The 16,464-nt window shown below is 64.4% G+C and carries 14 protein-coding genes and 1 pseudogene; 8 read left to right on the forward strand and 7 right to left on the reverse strand.

The annotated features are described in order from the left end of the window. Positions 1-13: 13 nt before the first annotated feature. Positions 14-877 (reverse strand): helix-turn-helix transcriptional regulator, encoded by an 864-nt coding sequence (locus VIQ49_RS11355; RefSeq protein WP_331884537.1) that lies wholly within the window; start codon positions 875-877, stop codon positions 14-16. Positions 878-1,020: 143 nt separating this feature from the next. On the opposite strand from VIQ49_RS11355, the gene VIQ49_RS11360 reads away from it, so the two are divergent. Further along, a complete protein-coding gene (locus VIQ49_RS11360; RefSeq protein WP_331884539.1) occupies positions 1,021-2,649 on the forward strand; it encodes an AMP-binding protein in 1,629 nt (542 codons plus the stop codon). Between the two features lie 64 nt (positions 2,650-2,713). On the opposite strand, the gene VIQ49_RS11365 is transcribed toward VIQ49_RS11360, so the two are convergent. Then, positions 2,714-2,869, reverse strand: coding sequence for a hypothetical protein (locus VIQ49_RS11365; RefSeq protein WP_331884541.1), 156 nt, complete (start codon positions 2,867-2,869; stop codon positions 2,714-2,716). Positions 2,870-3,275: 406 nt separating this feature from the next. Here VIQ49_RS11365 and VIQ49_RS11370 point away from each other — a divergent pair, with 406 nt between their 5' ends. Beyond that, complete coding sequence (locus tag VIQ49_RS11370) at positions 3,276-4,148, forward strand: universal stress protein (protein ID WP_331884543.1); 873 nt, start codon at positions 3,276-3,278, stop codon at positions 4,146-4,148. Positions 4,149-4,152: 4 nt separating this feature from the next. Here VIQ49_RS11370 and VIQ49_RS11375 read toward each other — a convergent pair whose 3' ends face one another. Together VIQ49_RS11375 and VIQ49_RS11380 are read right to left on the reverse strand one after the other, a co-directional pair. Further along, positions 4,153-5,673, reverse strand: coding sequence for a DHA2 family efflux MFS transporter permease subunit (locus VIQ49_RS11375; RefSeq protein ID WP_331884545.1), 1,521 nt, complete (start codon positions 5,671-5,673; stop codon positions 4,153-4,155). Between the two features lie 3 nt (positions 5,674-5,676). Continuing rightward, a complete protein-coding gene (locus VIQ49_RS11380) occupies positions 5,677-6,210 on the reverse strand; it encodes an NAD(P)H-dependent oxidoreductase (RefSeq protein ID WP_331884547.1) in 534 nt (177 codons plus the stop codon). A gap of 50 nt (positions 6,211-6,260) precedes the next feature. Here VIQ49_RS11380 and soxR point away from each other — a divergent pair. Next, a pseudogene (gene soxR, locus VIQ49_RS11385) lies at positions 6,261-6,704 on the forward strand (redox-sensitive transcriptional activator SoxR); the annotation flags it as partial. 60 nt (positions 6,705-6,764) lie between these two features. Here soxR and VIQ49_RS11390 read toward each other — a convergent pair. Then, on the reverse strand, positions 6,765-7,247 hold the full coding sequence (locus tag VIQ49_RS11390; RefSeq protein WP_331884550.1) for a VOC family protein: 483 nt from the start codon (positions 7,245-7,247) through the stop codon (positions 6,765-6,767). Between the two features lie 232 nt (positions 7,248-7,479). Here VIQ49_RS11390 and VIQ49_RS11395 point away from each other — a divergent pair, with 232 nt between their 5' ends. Beyond that, positions 7,480-8,484, forward strand: coding sequence for a TauD/TfdA family dioxygenase (locus tag VIQ49_RS11395; protein WP_331884552.1), 1,005 nt, complete (start codon positions 7,480-7,482; stop codon positions 8,482-8,484). A 14-nt stretch (positions 8,485-8,498) separates the two neighbouring features. Here the strand turns inward: VIQ49_RS11395 and VIQ49_RS11400 are convergent, their stop codons facing one another. Both VIQ49_RS11400 and VIQ49_RS11405 read right to left on the reverse strand, forming a co-directional pair. Further along, complete coding sequence (locus VIQ49_RS11400; RefSeq protein ID WP_331884554.1) at positions 8,499-10,652, reverse strand: molybdopterin-dependent oxidoreductase; 2,154 nt, start codon at positions 10,650-10,652, stop codon at positions 8,499-8,501. A 29-nt stretch (positions 10,653-10,681) separates the two neighbouring features. Continuing rightward, positions 10,682-11,515, reverse strand: a complete 834-nt coding sequence (locus tag VIQ49_RS11405; RefSeq protein WP_331884556.1) for an oxygenase MpaB family protein — start codon at positions 11,513-11,515, stop codon at positions 10,682-10,684. A gap of 157 nt (positions 11,516-11,672) precedes the next feature. Between VIQ49_RS11405 and VIQ49_RS11410 the strand changes: the two genes are divergently transcribed. The 4 genes from VIQ49_RS11410 (at position 11,673) to VIQ49_RS11425 (ending at position 16,300) form a co-directional block, all read left to right on the forward strand. Next, positions 11,673-12,869: an MFS transporter gene (locus VIQ49_RS11410; RefSeq protein WP_331884558.1), complete on the forward strand. Its 1,197-nt coding sequence runs from the start codon at positions 11,673-11,675 to the stop codon at positions 12,867-12,869. Positions 12,870-12,913: 44 nt separating this feature from the next. Then, entirely contained in the window at positions 12,914-14,134 is a 1,221-nt protein-coding gene (locus tag VIQ49_RS11415) for an arginine deiminase (protein ID WP_331884600.1), read from the forward strand. A gap of 2 nt (positions 14,135-14,136) precedes the next feature. Continuing rightward, the gene (locus VIQ49_RS11420; RefSeq protein WP_331884560.1) at positions 14,137-14,511 is read left to right on the forward strand and encodes a GntR family transcriptional regulator; all 375 of its coding nucleotides are present in this window, start codon (positions 14,137-14,139) and stop codon (positions 14,509-14,511) included. Between the two features lie 106 nt (positions 14,512-14,617). Then, positions 14,618-16,300, forward strand: a complete 1,683-nt coding sequence (locus VIQ49_RS11425) for a BCCT family transporter (RefSeq protein WP_331884562.1) — start codon at positions 14,618-14,620, stop codon at positions 16,298-16,300. Positions 16,301-16,464 lie beyond the last annotated feature (164 nt).

Below are 16,464 nucleotides of genomic sequence, written 5' to 3' on the forward strand. Positions count from 1 at the left end.
TGCGCCCACCGAGTCAGGGGAGCAGGTTCATCCGCCGCGCCATCACCACTGCTTCGTGCCGGTTGTGCACGCCCATTTTCTGCATCGCGCTGCGCAGGTAGCTCTTCACGGTCTCGGGACGCAGTGAAAGTGTCTTGGCGGCTTCGGCATTGGTGGAACCGAGCGACACGACGGCCAGGACATCGATTTCCCGACGGGACAGATTGACCTCTGGTACCGGTTCGGATGCGCCGCCGCCGAGCACGCGGGCGAGCCGGTCGGACAGGTCCCGGGCCCGCCCGCCCTCGGTGTCCCCGATCCGGGCGGCGAGGTCCCGCAATTGGGCGTGGATGCTGCGAAGCTCTTCGACCGTGGCCGAATCGGTGATCGTCGCGGTGTTCCCGGCCGCAGAGGCCAACATACGGGTCCGGCGATCCACCTCGTCACGGACGGAGATCTCCATCGCCAGGCGCCGGCTCGCGGCGATCACCGAATCGGCGGTCCGGCCGCCGATGGGTGACGCGTCGCGTCTGGCCGCGTACAGCACGGCCCGGGTTGTCGCGTCGACCACGACGGGGACCGCCAGCACCGACCTCAGGCCTTCACCCAACACCGGTCCGTCGTAGTCGTGGGTGATCGCCGACGCCCTGCCGTAGTCGGACACGGCCGCCGCGCGGCGTTGCTCGACTACTCGGCCACCGAGCCCGGACGCCGGGACCACGGTCAGTCCACGCAGTCCGTTGGTGCGTACGCCGACGAACTCGGTGAGCAGAAGGGCGCCTTCGTGCACCTCACCGGCGAACAGGACGGGGGTCTCCGACGTCGTCGCCAATGTCCGCATCGCTTCGCGCAGCGCGTCGGTATCGCGAGGTCGCATCAACGGATGCCGGCGGGTCATCGGGGTCCACCCCTTTCGGGGGTAGCGGGAGGATTACTGTGACGTGGATCCTACTCGCGAGAAGGATCCGGACATTGCTCGCAGCGATCTGCGGCGGGCTCCGGCCTCGGACCAGTGTCGTGACCAGTGAGGATTCGAGAAGAATGATTGCCACAACCGATCGGGTGAGCGAATTGCTGGCCCAGTACGACGGCCCGGACGCCAGCGCCGCAGACCTGCTTTGTGATCGGCATCCGGCGGACGCCGTGGCGTTCACGGTTGTCGAGACCGACGACGCCGGAAACCTGGTTTCCGAGGACCTCACATACGGCCACCTACGTGAGCAGTCGTCGAGGTTTGCTGCCGCCCTCGCGGCTCTCGGCGTCGACCCGGGTGACCGTGTCGCGAGCCTGATGGGTAAGTCGGCCGATCTCGTGATCGTCGCACTGGGCGTCTGGCGGCGAGGAGCTGTGTACGTTCCGCTCTTCACTGCGTTCGCCTCACCGGCGATCGCTTTCCGCCTGACCAGCAGTGGCGCCAAGGTCGTGATCTCCGATCTCGATCAGCTGCACAAGGTGGCCCCGGGCGATGACATCCCGTCGGATGCGCCATGGCGGGTGATCGCGGCCGGCGAGTCCGGAGACCACGAGCTGCAGTTGGCGACCTTGATCGCCGCCCACGACGTCGGCGAGCCCGGCGCACAGGCAGTCGCGGTGGGTGGCGACGGACCGCTTGTCGAACTGTTCACCAGCGGCACCACCGGAACACCAAAGGGTGTCCCGATTCCCGTCCGCGCGCTGGCCTCGTTCCATGCCTATCAGGAATTCGGGCTCGACGTGCGTCCCGACGACGTGTTCTGGAATGCCGCAGATCCGGGGTGGGCCTACGGCCTCTACTACGCGATCCTCGGACCGCTGGCGAGCGGCACCCGCAGCATCTTGCTGCACGCCGGATTCTCACCCGCCCTGACCTGGAAGGTGCTCGAGGAGTCAGGCGTCACCAACTTCGCTGCGGCCCCGACGGTGTACCGCGCTCTGCGGGCCGATGACGGCGTGGTCCCGGCCATCAAACTGCGCCGCGCGTCGTCGGCAGGGGAGCCGCTGACCCCCGACGTCGTCGCATGGTCGAACGATGTTCTCGGAGTCACGGTGCGTGATCACTACGGCCAGACCGAACACGGCATGTTCATCGTCAACGCCTGGCACGACAACTTGCGTACAGACGTGCCCGCGGGTTCGATGGGCCGGTCGCTGCCGGGTTGGTCCTGCGCCGTGCTCGACGACAACTCCGACACGCTCGCCCCAGCAGGGACTGTCGGACGGGTTGTGATCGACACCACTGCCAGCGACCTGCTTTGGTTCACCGCGTATGTGAATGCACCGGAGAAGACCGCCGGCCGGTATACCGCAGACGGACGCTGGTACGTCACGGGGGACTGCGGATCGGTCGACGAGAACGGCTTCTTCACCTTCTCGGCCCGCGACGACGATGTGATCATCATGGCCGGCTACCGCATCGGCCCCTTCGACGTGGAAAGCGTTCTTGTCATGCACGAGGCGGTGTCCGAGGCCGCGGTGGTCGGCAAGCCCGATGAACTGCGCGGTGAGGTGCTCGAGGCGTACGTGGTGCTCCGGGACGCGTCAGCGGCCGGCAACGAACTCGAAAAGGAGCTCCAGCAGCTGGTCAAGACGAAGTTTGCCGCTCACGCCTTCCCGCGCAAGGTGCATTTCATCGAGTCACTGCCCAAGACACCGAGTGGCAAGGTCCAGCGCTTCCTGCTCCGTAAGAGTTGAGGCCTGTGACCCTGCGCAGACAACAATGGCCCGCTGTTTCCGGCGGGCCATTGGCGTCCGTGACTCAGCGTGGGGTGCGCTCCTGCGCACGTTGCACAGCGGGATCGACCACTCGGTCGGAGAAGACCGGCTGCGGGATCCGCGGCGCGTCCTTCGAACTCGGTGCGGTGGGTTCGGAACGGATCGTCTCGCGGTGCGAGAACAGTTCGGATTCGGGCATTTGTACTACTTTCTTCGCGTTGGTGCAGCTCTGGCGGTGTCGTGCAGAGCACGGGATCTGCGCAAGAGCTGCCGGGTGTCGCCGGCGACCGCGGTCTTCAGACTCACTCGAGAATCTCTTCGAGACTCCCCACGGTGCCGGGAAAAATGATGATCAAACGTCATCCGGCTATCGGCGATTCACAAGGTTCCGAGATGTCGGATTCGAGGAAGTTCGACGAAGGTTGCCGGTGGTGGATGTATCCGACGAACCCCAGTGTACGGCCTGCGCGGTACATCCGGCTGCATTGGGCACAAGTGCCCTACAGCGTCGGGTTGAAATGTGGTGCAGTAGACACGGCCTGTGTGTTGTCCGGTGATGCCCGGCTTGATTGCATTGAACGCGACGTGAACAAGGAGATTCTGCCATGAGCACCACGATTGTCGTCGGAGTAGACGGTTCGGATTCAGCTCTCGAGGCAGTCGCCTGGGCAGCGAAAGCTGCTGAGCGACAGGGAAAATCCGTCTCGATAGTGAGTGCATACGAAACCCAGGGCGCGCTGTACGCACCGGCCCTGGTGATTCCCCAGGACGTCATCGACATCATCCGCCAAGAGGCACACGATCACGTCGACACAGCGGCTGCGAAGGCCCGGGACGTGGCTCCCGGGGTCTCCGTGAAAACCAAAGTCGCCGAAGGGCGCGCCGGGACCGTGCTGGTCTCCGAATCACAGCACGCCTCCCTCGTGGTGGTCGGCAGCCGTGGGCTCGGTGGGGTGAAGGGCCTTTTTCTCGGTTCTGTGGGCGTCAATCTCGTCGCACATGCCTCATGTCCGGTTGTTGTCTACGCGGGTGCGGGTGGAACCGGGCCGGTGGTGGTCGGTTTGGACGGTTCGGCGCTCAGCGAGGGGGCGGTGGCGGCGGCCTTTGAGCAGGCATCATTCCTGGACACCGGCCTGGTGGTGGTCCACACCTGGACCGACCTGGCCTCGGACTCACTCCACGGATACGGTCTCGAACCCGACCAGCTCCAGGAACTGGCCGACGATGCGCGTGAGGTCGTTGCCGAGCGGATCGCCGGTTTCGGCGCCGACTATCCAGATGTCGAGGTCACGCGGGTGATCGTGCCCGACGGTCCGGCGCATCAACTGATCGAACACGCGAAAGATGCCCAGATGCTGGTGGTCGGGAGCCGTGGTCGTGGCGGATTCGCGGGTCTGCTGCTCGGTTCCACCAGCCAGGCAGTTCTGCATCGGGCCACGTGCCCGGTACTGGTCGTGAAGCCCGCGCCCGAGGGCTGATCGCTCATCGGCCGCGCCTCGCCGAAAGGCCTTGTTTGCGCCCGAGGTATGCCGGTGTCCGCTCGGCGGGCGCAGGCGGTGCCATTCGGGGTGGCCGCGGCAGTTTCGGCAGGAACACAGAGATCACCAAGGCGGTGATCAGCAAACCCAGCGTCAAGAGGTAGGTGTCGGCGACCGCGCTCGCCAGATCCGGTGCCGCCGTGACCTGTTCGTCGGGTCCGAGCCGCAGGGCGCCGGCCATACCGGTGTTGTCGAGCGATTCTGTCCGACTGTTGAACAGTGTGGTCAGTACGGTGGCGCTCAGGGCAGCACCGATGGCCGCCGCGAATTGATTGCCGGTGGTGAGAATGGTTGTACCCGAGGCGATCGCCGGACCCTGGATCCCACGCAGGGATGCGGTCATCAAGGGCATGAGCGTGGCGCCGATGCCCATTCCCATGATCACGCCGATGCCGATGAGTGCGAGGTACGAGGTGTCCTCGTCGAGGGTCGTGGTCATCAGGATCATGGCGACCACCGTCGCGCCGAGCCCGAACCAGACCACCCGGCGCGGATCGATGCGGTCGGTGAGCCGACTGGCGATCTGGACCACCAGGCCGGTTGTGATCGCCTGGCCGATCACGATCAGACCGGCCGTTGTTGCACTGTCGCCGCGGACTGCCTGAATGTAGATGGGGCCGATCATCATTGACCCGAAGTAGGCCCCGGCGACCAGGAACAGGCTACCCGATCCGACAGCCATGCTGCGTTGCCTCAACAACCGGAGGTCGAGCAGCGGGCGAGACGATCGAAGCGTCCGGACCCAGAACAGGGCCAGGAGTCCGAGGCCGCACACCACCGGGATCACGACCTGAGCCGATGTCGGATCGCCGTGATCGCCGGCCTGCGCCAATCCGAAGACCAGGTGCGCGCCGCCCGGAGCCAGCGCGACCAGCGCCGGCCAGTCGAGTCGATCACGATCGGTACCCGACTGGCGGGGAAAGAGCTTGGCGGCCAGCGTGATGGCCGCGATTCCGATCGGCACGTTGATCAGGAAGAGGGAGCGCCAGCCGACGTTGTCCACCAGCAGCCCACCGGCTGTCGGGCCCAGGACGGGGCCGATCAGCAGTGGCAGTCCCAGCCATCCCATCATCTTGCCGCGATGACGCTCGTCGACCATCTGCAGGGCGATGGTCATCCCGACCGGTTGCAGGTACCCGCCGCCGAGACCTTGGACCGCTCGAAAGGCGATCAGGCTCTGGATGTTCCAGGCCAGCCCGGCCAGAGCCGAGCCGCTCACGAAGAGGACGAGTGCGGTGAGATAGACCTGTTTGGCCCCGAATCGGCGTATTGCCCACGCCGCGGTGGGCATCACCGCGACCAGGGCGAGTGCGTATGCGGTTGTCACCCATTGAACGGTGGACAGATCGGTATCGAACGACGTGGCCAGCGAGGGGATCGCGACCACGGTGACGGTGACGTCGAGCATCACCATCAGGGTGCCCAGTGCCAGGACTGCCGCTACTTTCTTGGTGACCGGATCCATCTCTCAGGCAGCTCCACGGTCGCGCTCGGGGCGTTCGGGTTTGAGTAGTTCGGCCCACCAGACCAATTCGTCCATCGCACCCCGGGTGGATGCGACAGCGTCATCGTCGAGGCTGAGCAGTCCGTCGGTGATGTGGTCCCAGGGAGCATGGATCACCACACCATTTCGGGTGCCGACCGAATACACCTCGGCGAAGACCGTCCGTAGGTGTTCCACCGCCCGCAGTCCGCCGGACATGCCGCCATAGGACACAAATGTCACCGGCTTGTGTTTCCACTCGGTTCGGTGGGCATCGATGAGAATCTTCAGTTCACCGGGGTAGGAGTGATTGTATTCCGGTGTGACGACGATGAATCCGTCGGCGGACGCCAGAGATTCGGTGGTTCGCGGACCGGTGGGCTCGGCGAGGTCGAGGATCTCGATATCGAGTCCGTGCGGAACCACTTGGTCGACAAACCAATCGGCCACCGTGGGCCCGATGCGACCCGGCCGGACACTCGCGATGATCAGGATGAACTTGAGTTGAGTTGCTCTCATGAACCAAGTCTTCAAGTTAAAGGCAACTTGAAGTCAAGTACGATGTGAAAATGGCACTGAAAAAGTTGGAGTTGAGCGTGGGGGAGCTGGCCATCAGGGCCGGCGTGGCACCATCGGCCGTCCGGTATTACGAGGACCGCGGGCTGATCTTCAGCCGTCGCACAGCGGGCAACCAGCGTCGCTATCACCGGGCAATGCTGCGCAGAGTGGCATTCATCCGAGCCTCCCAGGCCGCCGGGATCCCGCTGGCGACCATCGGGTCGGTCCTGGAAGTGCTCGGTGAACACGAGTCACCCACCAAGGCGATGTGGCACAAGGCATCGGTGCGATGGGTGGAAGACCTCGATGAGCGGATCGCGCTGCTGCAACGGATGCGCGACCTGATGGACGGCTGCGTCGGGTGCGGCTGCCTGTCGATGCGGGCCTGTCAGCTCCTCAATCCCGGCGACATCTTCGCCCAGCAGGGCATCGGCACCAACCGGTTGCTGACGCAGGAATGCGAGGCAAAGCTGGAGGGCGGCGAGCCCGCCGGGTGCTCGACCGCGTCTCCGGGTTCAGCCGGCTGAGTCGGCCCCGGCCTCGAGATCGGCGATGATCAGTTTGCCGTGGGTTTTCATCATCGCCTGTTGGGCGCCGCGGGCGCGTTCGGGGTTCGGATCCGCCAGCAGTTCATACAGCCGATCGGGCACGATCTGCCAGCTCAGGCCGAACGGATCTTTCAGCCACCCGCACTCTGATTCGACGCCGCCGTTGGCGGTCAGTGCGTTCCAGTAGTAGTCGACTTCGTCCTGGGATCGGCACCGGACCGAGAACGAGACCGCCTCGGAAAACGTGAACTCCGGACCGGCATTGATGCCCTCGAATGTGTGGCCGGACAACGTGAACGTGGCGGCGAGGATGTTCCCGGCCGGTCCGGGTCCGTCCTCGCCGACGTACATGATGTTGTCGATGGTGGAGTCGGGGAATGTCTCGGTGTACAGCTTCATCGCTGCTTCGATGTTCTGGTTGAACCAGAGTGACGGGATGATGGCAGGCATGTCGGTTCCTTCGGGTTCGTGGCGGACGGACTGGTATTCGTATCGACTGCGCGGTGCGCGGAAAGTCATCGGTGACACGGAGCTGCGGCATGGCTGATCGGCCCGCGTGGCGGTATGGCCCGAATTGTGATCGTCTTGGCCCCGATTCTTGGTGCTTCTCGCACTGTGGGATCCGGTGTCGCGCATTACGCTGTGTGATACCGCATCGGCATTGGATCGGAGGGTGAGCAAAATGAGTGCACAATCGCTTCCCGGACCGCAAGAGCACGTCTGCTGGCCGACAGTTCAGACGGCGATGATCAACGAGTATGCGCAGGTCATTGGCATGCTGGCCGACAACGTTGCGGCCGATTCGTTGTCGGATCCGCAGGATTTCAGCCGCCAGGCCCGCTTGGCCGCGGCGTTGCTGCCGGCACCGATTCGCGAACTGCTGCTCGATTTCCTGGTCGAGGGCAACGGCGGGCTGCTCCTGCGAGGGCTGGAGGTCGGAGAGATCGGTGAAACCCCCGCTGCCGCAGTGGGTGCACCCACCCGGCACACCAGCATCGCGCGGCAATCGGCACTTCTGCTCTCGAGCATCGTGCATCTGGTCGGGTACCGCCCGGAGTGTCGTGGAGAACTCGTCCAGACCCTGGTGCCCATCCGGAGTCATCAGCGGCGTCAGATGTCGACCGGTAGCGCAGTGAACCTCGAAAGCCACACCGAGCAGTGTCACAACCTGCGGACCCGCCCGGATTTCATCGCGCTGGGTTGCTTGCGGGGCGACCCGAACGCGGCGACATATCTGCTGTCGGCGCGGCAGTTGCAGGAATTGCTACCGATCCAGACCGTCGCGCTGCTGCGTGACCCCGTGTTCTACACCCGGGTGGACGGATCGTTCATCGACGGCGGCGTTCCGGACGAGGTCCGTGGGCCGATCCCGGTGCTCAGCGGTTCGTGGGAAGACCCGGTGATCACCTATGACGAAGATCTGATGTCGACGGACAGCGCCGCACATGCCGCCGCACTGGCTGCGGTGAAATCGGTGTGGCAGGCGCATCACACCGAAATCGTCTTGCGCCCAGGCGATCTGTTCATCATCGACAACAGTCGTGCCATCCACGGCCGCAGCTCATTCTCCCCGCGGTGGGACGGCAACGACCGCTGGTTGTGTCGGCTGCAGGGCCTGTGCAACCTGGCGGTGTCCCGGTTCGCCCGCGGTGACCGGTCGCCGGTGATCGAGATCGAGGGCTGCTGAGCCTCGCGCCTGACTCAACCGGTGACGGTGGCACTCACCGTCACGGGGACACCATTGAGCGCCGCATTGCCCGAGATCTCGTCGAGGCGAAGGGGATCGGTGACATCGTTGACGCTCGGGGCCTCGATGAGACCGGCCACGGCGAGACGAACACCGGCCTGATTTTGCCCGAAGCCGTGCGGAAGACTCACCACACCCGGCATGATGCTGTCGCTTTCGGCGACGGTCACCTCCACACTGCCCGCGGCTGATTTCAGCATCGCCTGGTCGCCGGAGCACAGTCCGCCCGCGGCGAGGTCTTTCGGGTGCATCAACAGATGATGGCGCGGATTCCCCTTGGTCAGGCGCGTTGAGTTGTTCATCCACGAATTGTTCGACCGCAGGTGACGGCGACCGATCAGCAACAGTTCGTGGTCGGCGGTCGCCACCAGATCTGTGTGCATGCGAGCCAGATCCGCGGTCACCAGCGACGGCACGAGATCGACTGTGCCCGAGGCCGCAACGATCTTGCGAGCCAATCCGGGCCGAAGCGGTCCGAGATCGTGTCCTGATGGGGTCGCGAGGAGCTTGCGAATCGTCAGATCGCCCGGACCGGTGTGTAACAACACGTCCAGCAGCACCCGCGGGCTCGCCTTCGCCCGGATGGTCGGGACCACCTGCTTCGGAAGCCGGCGCAGGCGCTGAAGGAGCCCGGTGTCGGCGGAACGGGCCCGCGCGAGGCCACGGGTCAGGTCGGCAAAGATCTGCCAATCATGTTTGGCATCAGTGGATTTCTTGACCACGGCCCGTGAAAATCTGGCTGTGTTGCGGACGGCGAGTTGGTGGAAGATGAGATCATAGTGGTCGCGTTCGAGGATCATCGTCGGAGGCAGGATGACATCGGCGTGACGGGTCGTCTCGTTGACGTAGAAGTCGATCGACACCATGAAGTCGAGTCCGTCGAGTGCCGGCCCCAGATGACCGCCACCGGGCGACGATGACACCGGGTTGCCGGCGACCGTGATCAGGGTCCGGATCTGTCCCGCACCTTCGGTCACGATCTCGTCGATCAGTGTGGCGACCGGGAGTTCACCAGCGAACTCGGGCAGATCCCTGACCCGGCTGCGCCACTTGTCGAAATGGCCTCGACCGCTGAGCTTCCGGTCGACCAGGTTGATCTCGGGATCCGTGAGCAGTGCGCCGCCCACCCGGTCGAGGTTACCGGTGACGGCGTTGATCACCTGGATCGCCCACTGGCACAGCGTGCCGAATCGTTGTGTCGAGACCCCCATGCGTCCGTAGATCACGGCGCGCGGGGACGTTCCGAAATAGGTTGCCATCGAACGGATGTCGGTGGCATCGATTCCGGTGACGGGCCCAGCCCACTCCGGTGTGGTGGTTGCGCACAGTGTCCGTAGCTCATCGAGCCCGGACAGGGGCAGGTGCTCGATCCGCTCGGGCGACACCCCGCGCTCGTGGACGAGTACGTGCAGCATGGCCATGAGGAATGCGGCATCGGTGCCGGGACGGATGAAATGGTGGGTATCGGCGATGGCCGCGGTCTCGGTGCGGCGTGGGTCGATGACGATGAGTTGTCCACCGCGGCGGCGCAATTCGCGCATCCGGCTGCGGAAGTCGGGCGAGGTCATCATCGAGCCGTTCGACACCACGGGATTGGCCCCGATGATCAGCAGGTGGTCTGTGTGGTCGAGGTCGGGTATCGGGATCTGCAACTGGTGGCCGTACATCAGGTGGGCGACCAGCTGTATCGGCAGTTGGTCGGCCGACGTCGCCGAAAAGGTGTTGCGGGTGCCGACCGCCTTCACAAAGGGAAGCCCGTGAGTGACAAATCCCAGACTGTGCACGTTGGGGTTGCCCAGGTAGAGGCCAACCGCGTTGCGGCCGTGTTGTTTCTGGGTCGAGGCGATCTTGCCGGCCACGAGTTCGATGGCGGCTTTCCAGCTGATCGGCTCCCACCCGCCGGTGGCGGTCTTGCGGATGGGCGTCCTCAGCCGGTCGGGGTCGGCGTGCAGATCGGCCAGGGCGGTGGCCTTGGGGCAGATGTGACCCCGGGACAGGGGATCGTGGCGGTCGCCGCGGATCTCGATGACGCGGTTGCCGTCGACGGTCACGTTCAGACCGCAGATGGCCTCACAAAGGTTGCAGACACTGTGGCTGGTGGAGGTCATGCTTCCCGAGTGTATTCCTGGTGGGGGTGTCAGAAGACTGCAATTCCGAACCTGCGCCGGATCCGGACGTCGGCGAGCATGACGTCGTTGAGGCCTTTGAGCAGGCGGGCCATGACCCAATCGGTGTGGCGGTAGACCGTGAGCACCTGGTGGTAGAGCTGATCGTCTCTGGCGGACCACGTCCACCCCATCGCCTCGCGGAACGGAGGGGGGAGTGCGCCCTTGGTCATGAACAGTTGCGGTCTGCCCAGGGCCTTGTGGAGGGCCTTGCCGCTGAGTCCGAGCGGGCCGGTGAGGAAGCTGAGGTCGGCGAGCGAGGTCAGCATCTCGCGCACCGCCGGGTCGATGTGGATGCCCCGGACCTGTTCGTCCCAGTACGTCTCGAAGGCGACCCGGTCGGCAGGCCACATCGCCGGGCGTACGTTCAGCGTGGTGCCCAGGCGCGCGGCGTCGGCGTAGATGGCGTCGGCGGTCTCCGCGTCGAGTGGTCCGTACAAGAACTCGTACTGGTCGACGTAGTAGCGGTACAGGCAGGCGGCCACCCATAGTTGGAGCTCCGGGCTGTTGGCGCTGTAGGAGACGTCGGCCCCCGGCTTGGACGTGACCTGGCTGTGGACGTGATGGAGTTGTTCGCGGATATAGGCGACGTCGTCGTCGGTGCCGCTGATCGCCACGGCCAGGTACTGGCCGGTGGTGCGCGCTCGCTTGATGGGATGTTTGAACGTGTTGCCGCGTTCGACCGGACTCTCGAGAACGCCGTGCCCCACACCCGGCGAGGCGAGTTGCATGATGACGTTGGCGGCGGCCATCGTGCTGCCCAGTGAGGTTATGAGATCCAGCGTTTTTCGGGGCTTCTTCCGCATGACGTGCTCCTGGGCCCGGGCACACCACAATGTGCACACATCGGCTATCAGATGATAACTCAAATCGGTAGGGAGCCGGTGGACTTGGTCGATTGTGGTTGGTGATCCGCGGGGTCCGGTGTGACCACTGCCTGCGCGAGGCGGTAGTTTTTGTGCCGTGAAGCAGATACCCCGCGAGATATGGGTTCTGCTCAGCGCCAACTTCGTCATCGCCCTCGGTTTCGGCCTGATCGCCCCGGCGCTGCCGATGTTCGCGCGCAGCTTCAACGTCGGCATCACCGCGGCGGCTGTGGTCATCTCGGCCTTCTCGGTCATGCGACTGTTGTTCGCACCCGTCAGTGGACGGCTCGTGCGATTGCTGGGCGAACGCCGGATCTACCTGACCGGTCTGCTGATCGTCGCGGCCTCGACACTGGCGTGCGCCTTCGCCCAGAACTACTGGCAGTTGCTCATCTTCCGCGGGCTCGGTGGCATCGGTTCGACGATGTTCTCGATCTCGGCGACTGCCCTGATGATCCGGCTGGCGCCGCCGGACATCCGTGGACGGGTCTCGGGATTCTTCAGCGCCGGATTCCTCGTCGGCAACATCACCGGTCCATTGCTCGGCAGTGCGCTGATCGGATTCGGGTTGCGGATGCCGTTCGTGGTGTATTCCATCGCCCTGATCGTCGCGTCGGCTGTTGTTGCCACCCAGCTCCGATCGGTAGGCGGCCGGCCGTTGCCTGGCGGCGATGAGCACGTGGCCATGCCGCTGGCCGAAGCGCTGCGCGACAGCGCGTATCGCGCGATTCTGGCCTCCAGTTTCACGCAGGGCTGGGCATCGATGGGTGTCCGTGTCGCTTTGGTCCCGTTGTTCATCGTCGACGGACTCGGTGAACCCGAAGCTGTGACCGGTGTGGTGCTGGCCGTGTATGCGGCGGGCAACGTTCTGGCGATCATCGTCGCCGGGCGACTGTCGGACACGCTCGGACGGCGACCCATCATGCTCCCCGGACTGCTGCTGATGGGCACGTCGACGGCGGTGCTCGGATACTGCGGCAACATCTGGATCGCCGGTGCCCTGACCTTTGTCGCGGGTATCGGGTCGGGACTCTTCGCGCCCACCCATCAGGCCGCGCTCGCCGACGTGCTCGCCGGCCGCGGGCAGGGCGGACCGGCGTTGGCGACGTATCAGATGACCGCGGATGTCGGGGCGATCAGCGGTCCGGTCATCGCCGGTTTCATTGCGCAGCAGTGGGGATTCGGTCTGGGTTTCCTCGTGACCGGCGGGGTGGCGTTTGTCGCGGCGATCTTCTGGATACTGGCCCGCGAGACGCTGCCCGCGCGCATCACGGACAACCTGCAGGCGAATTAGTGCGGTACCAGGCCTGACAGCACTACCGTTGACGCATGTCGCAGATGGCACGTTCTGAGCAACCGGTTCTGGGTTCCGACTCCGAGGTCGGTCGATTGCGGGCTGTGATGCTGCACCGGCCGGGTGACGAATTGCGACGACTCACGCCGCGTAACAGTGACCAGCTGTTGTTCGACGGTCTGCCCTGGGTGGACCGGGCGCAGGAGGAACACGATGCCTTTGCCGACGTGCTGCGCGATCGCGGCGTCGAGGTACTGCTGCTCGGTGATCTGCTGACCGAGACCGTCCAGATCAGTGGCGCGGCCCGGATGCAGGGGATCGCGGCGGCGGTCAGTCCGCGGCGGCTCGGCCATCATCTGGCGCAAGATCTGTCGGCCGAATTGCGTCGCCTGCCGGCCGTCGACCTGGCCCGGGTCCTGATGGCGGGGATGACGTTCGACGAATTGCCCGAATCTGCGGCCACCGTGCGGTCGTCCCTGGTGTGGCGGATGCACCACGGATCCGAGTTCGCGATCGAGCCGTTACCGAATCTGCTGTTCACCCGGGACAGTTCGTTCTGGATCGGTGACCGATTCGCGATCACCTCCCTCGCGCTGCCGGCCCGGGTGCGTGAGACCTCCTTGACCGACCTGATCTACGCACACCATCCCCGGTTCCTCGGCGTGCGCCGGGCATACGAGTCACACACCGCTCCGGTCGAGGGCGGCGACGTGTTGCTGCTCGCCCCGGGTGTGGTCGCGGTCGGGGTGGGTGAACGGACCACCCCGGCTGGTGCGGAAGCCTTGGCGCGCAGCCTGTTCGACGATGACCTCGCGCATACGGTGCTGGCGGTGCCGATCGAGCAGCGACGCGCATCCATGCATCTCGACACCGTGTGCACCATGGTCGACACCGACGCGGTGGTGATGTACGCGGCCATCGGGGACTCACTGTCCGCGTTCACCATCCGGCGGGGAGAGACGGTGTCGATCACCGGTCCCGACCCGTTTGTGGACGCGGCGGCCGCGGCGATGGGCATCGACAAACTCCGGGTGATCGACACCGGGCTCGATGCGGTGACCGCCGAACGTGAACAGTGGGACGACGGGAACAACACACTCGCACTCTCGCCCGGCGTGGTGGTGGCCTACGACCGCAATGTCGAAACCAATCGGCGGCTGGAGGATTCGGGCATCGAGGTTCTCACCATCGCCGGTAGCGAGCTGGGTTCGGGCCGTGGTGGTCCCCGATGTATGTCGTGCCCCGTGTCGCGGGATCGGATGTAGTCATGGCTGCCGATATCGACATCGCGCTCGTCATCGACCCGAACTCTGATGTGCCGCCGTACGAACAGGTTCGTCGCGGTGTCATCGAACTGGTCAATTCCGGTGAGCTCCTGGCCGGTAGCCGGATTCCCACGGTCCGGGCCCTGGCATCGGCGCTCGACCTGGCACCCAACACGGTGGCCCGTTCGTATCGCGAGCTAGAGACAGAGGACATCATCGAAACACGCGGCCGGAAGGGATCTTTTGTGAAGGCACACGCGGAATCAACTCTGCAGCGTGCGGGAGAACTGACTGTGGAGCATGTTTCGGCATTGCGGCAGCTGGGCGTGGACGATGACCGGATCAAAACCTTGCTGGACAAGGCTTTGCGCAGGTGAGGGCGTTGGTGTTGCTGATTGCGTCGAACGCTTGCATTGTTACAGGCAGATAGCAAATGTATCGCGAAAGTTGATCAATCAGGGTTGATACTGCTTTGGTGGAGCCATGGCACTGACGACTGAAATCTCTGACGCAGTTCCGACACCCGACTCCGGAAGCGGAAGACCACGACTCGATCCTGTGGTTTTCGGTGTCACTGCGGTTGTTGTGGTCGCATTCGTGGCTTGGGGTCTGATCGACGGATCGAATCTGCGGACGGTCACCGATGACGTCCTCGCCTGGATCACCGACAACCTGGGCTGGGTGTTCATCCTGTCCTCCACGTTCTTCGTACTGTTCGCGCTCTATCTGGCGATCAGTAAATACGGCAAGATCCCGCTCGGGCGCGACGGTGAGAAGCCGGAGTACCGCACGGTCAGCTGGATCGCGATGATGTTCAGTGCCGGCATGGGAATCGGGCTGATGTTCTTCGGTGCCAACGAGCCTTTGACCCACTACGTCGACGCCCCGCCCGGCACCGACCAGGAAAACGTCGGGGTCGCGATGGCAACCACGATGTTCCACTGGGGATTTCATCCCTGGGCGATGTATGCCGTTGTGGGACTGGCGATTGCCTACAGCACCTATCGATGTGGCCGCAGCCAGCTGGTGAGCGCCGTGTTCGCTCCGATCCTCGGTCATCGCGCGAACGGCATGGGCGGCCGGGTCATCGACATCCTTGCCATCTTCGCCACACTCTTCGGCACCGTTGCATCGCTGGGTCTCGGTGCGGCACAGATCGGCTCGGGCTTTGTCGAGCTGGGTTGGCTGAACGAACCGTCGAAACTGTTACTGGTGGCGATCATCGCGATATTGACCGCGGCGTTTGTGGCGTCGGCGGTGTCCGGTGTGGCGAAGGGAATTCAGTGGTTGTCGAACACCAACATGGTGCTCGCGCTGATTCTCGCGGTATTCGTGTTCGTGGTCGGACCCACGGTGTTCATCCTCAATGTGCTTCCGACAACCATCGGTACCTACCTCAACGACATCACCTCGTTCTCCGCGCGTTCGGGTGCCACGGTCGACAGCGCCGGCGAGGAATGGCTCGCCGGCTGGACGATCTTCTACTGGGCATGGTGGGTCTCCTGGACGCCGTTCGTCGGCATGTTCCTGGCAAAGATCAGCCGCGGTAGGACGATTCGGCAGTTCGTGGTCGGGGTGTTGGTGGTGCCCACAATCGTGTCGTTGGTGTGGTTCGCCATCTTCGGCGGGACAGCGATCAAACAACAGATCGACGGCGAGGGTCTCGCCGAAGCGGGGTCTGCCGAAAGCCAGCTGTTCGACCTGCTCGGGAACATGCCGCTCACCGGTATCGCCTCGGTTCTGGTGATGATTCTGGTGGCCATCTTCTTCGTCTCGGGCGCCGATGCCGCGTCCCTCGTGATGGGGACGTTGTCGGAGCGGGGCGCCGAACATCCGACCCGAGCCGTCACGATCTTCTGGGGAACCCTGACCGGTGCGGTCGCGGCACTGCTGTTGTGGCTCAGCGGCGACAACGCACTCGAAGGCATCAAGACGATGGCCATCATCGCGGCATTGCCCTTCGTGATCGTGATGGTGGGTATGTGTGTGTCCCTAATGATCGACCTGCGAAAAGACCCGCTGATCGTGGCGCAACGCACCTATGAGGGCCACCTCGACCACGACCTGCGAACCCATGCGAACATCATTGCCACCGAAGATGATTCAAACGATGTGCTGCCTTCCGAGGACTTTCCTACCGTGATGCCTGAGCACCTCGACAAGTAGCCCTCGACCGGGCTCTTTTTCCTGTCGACCGGGCTCTCGCACGCGCTGACCGGGCTGTTGTTACCCGCCGACCGGGCTGTTGTTACCCGCCGACCGGGCTCTTTCCGTCGTCGAACGTGCCCGTGATTCGCGGGCGTCGGCAGTACCGGCACGGTCGACGGGTC

Origin of the sequence: Williamsia sp. (genome assembly GCF_036566845.1) — a bacterium.
Lineage (GTDB): Bacteria > Actinomycetota > Actinomycetes > Mycobacteriales > Mycobacteriaceae > Williamsia.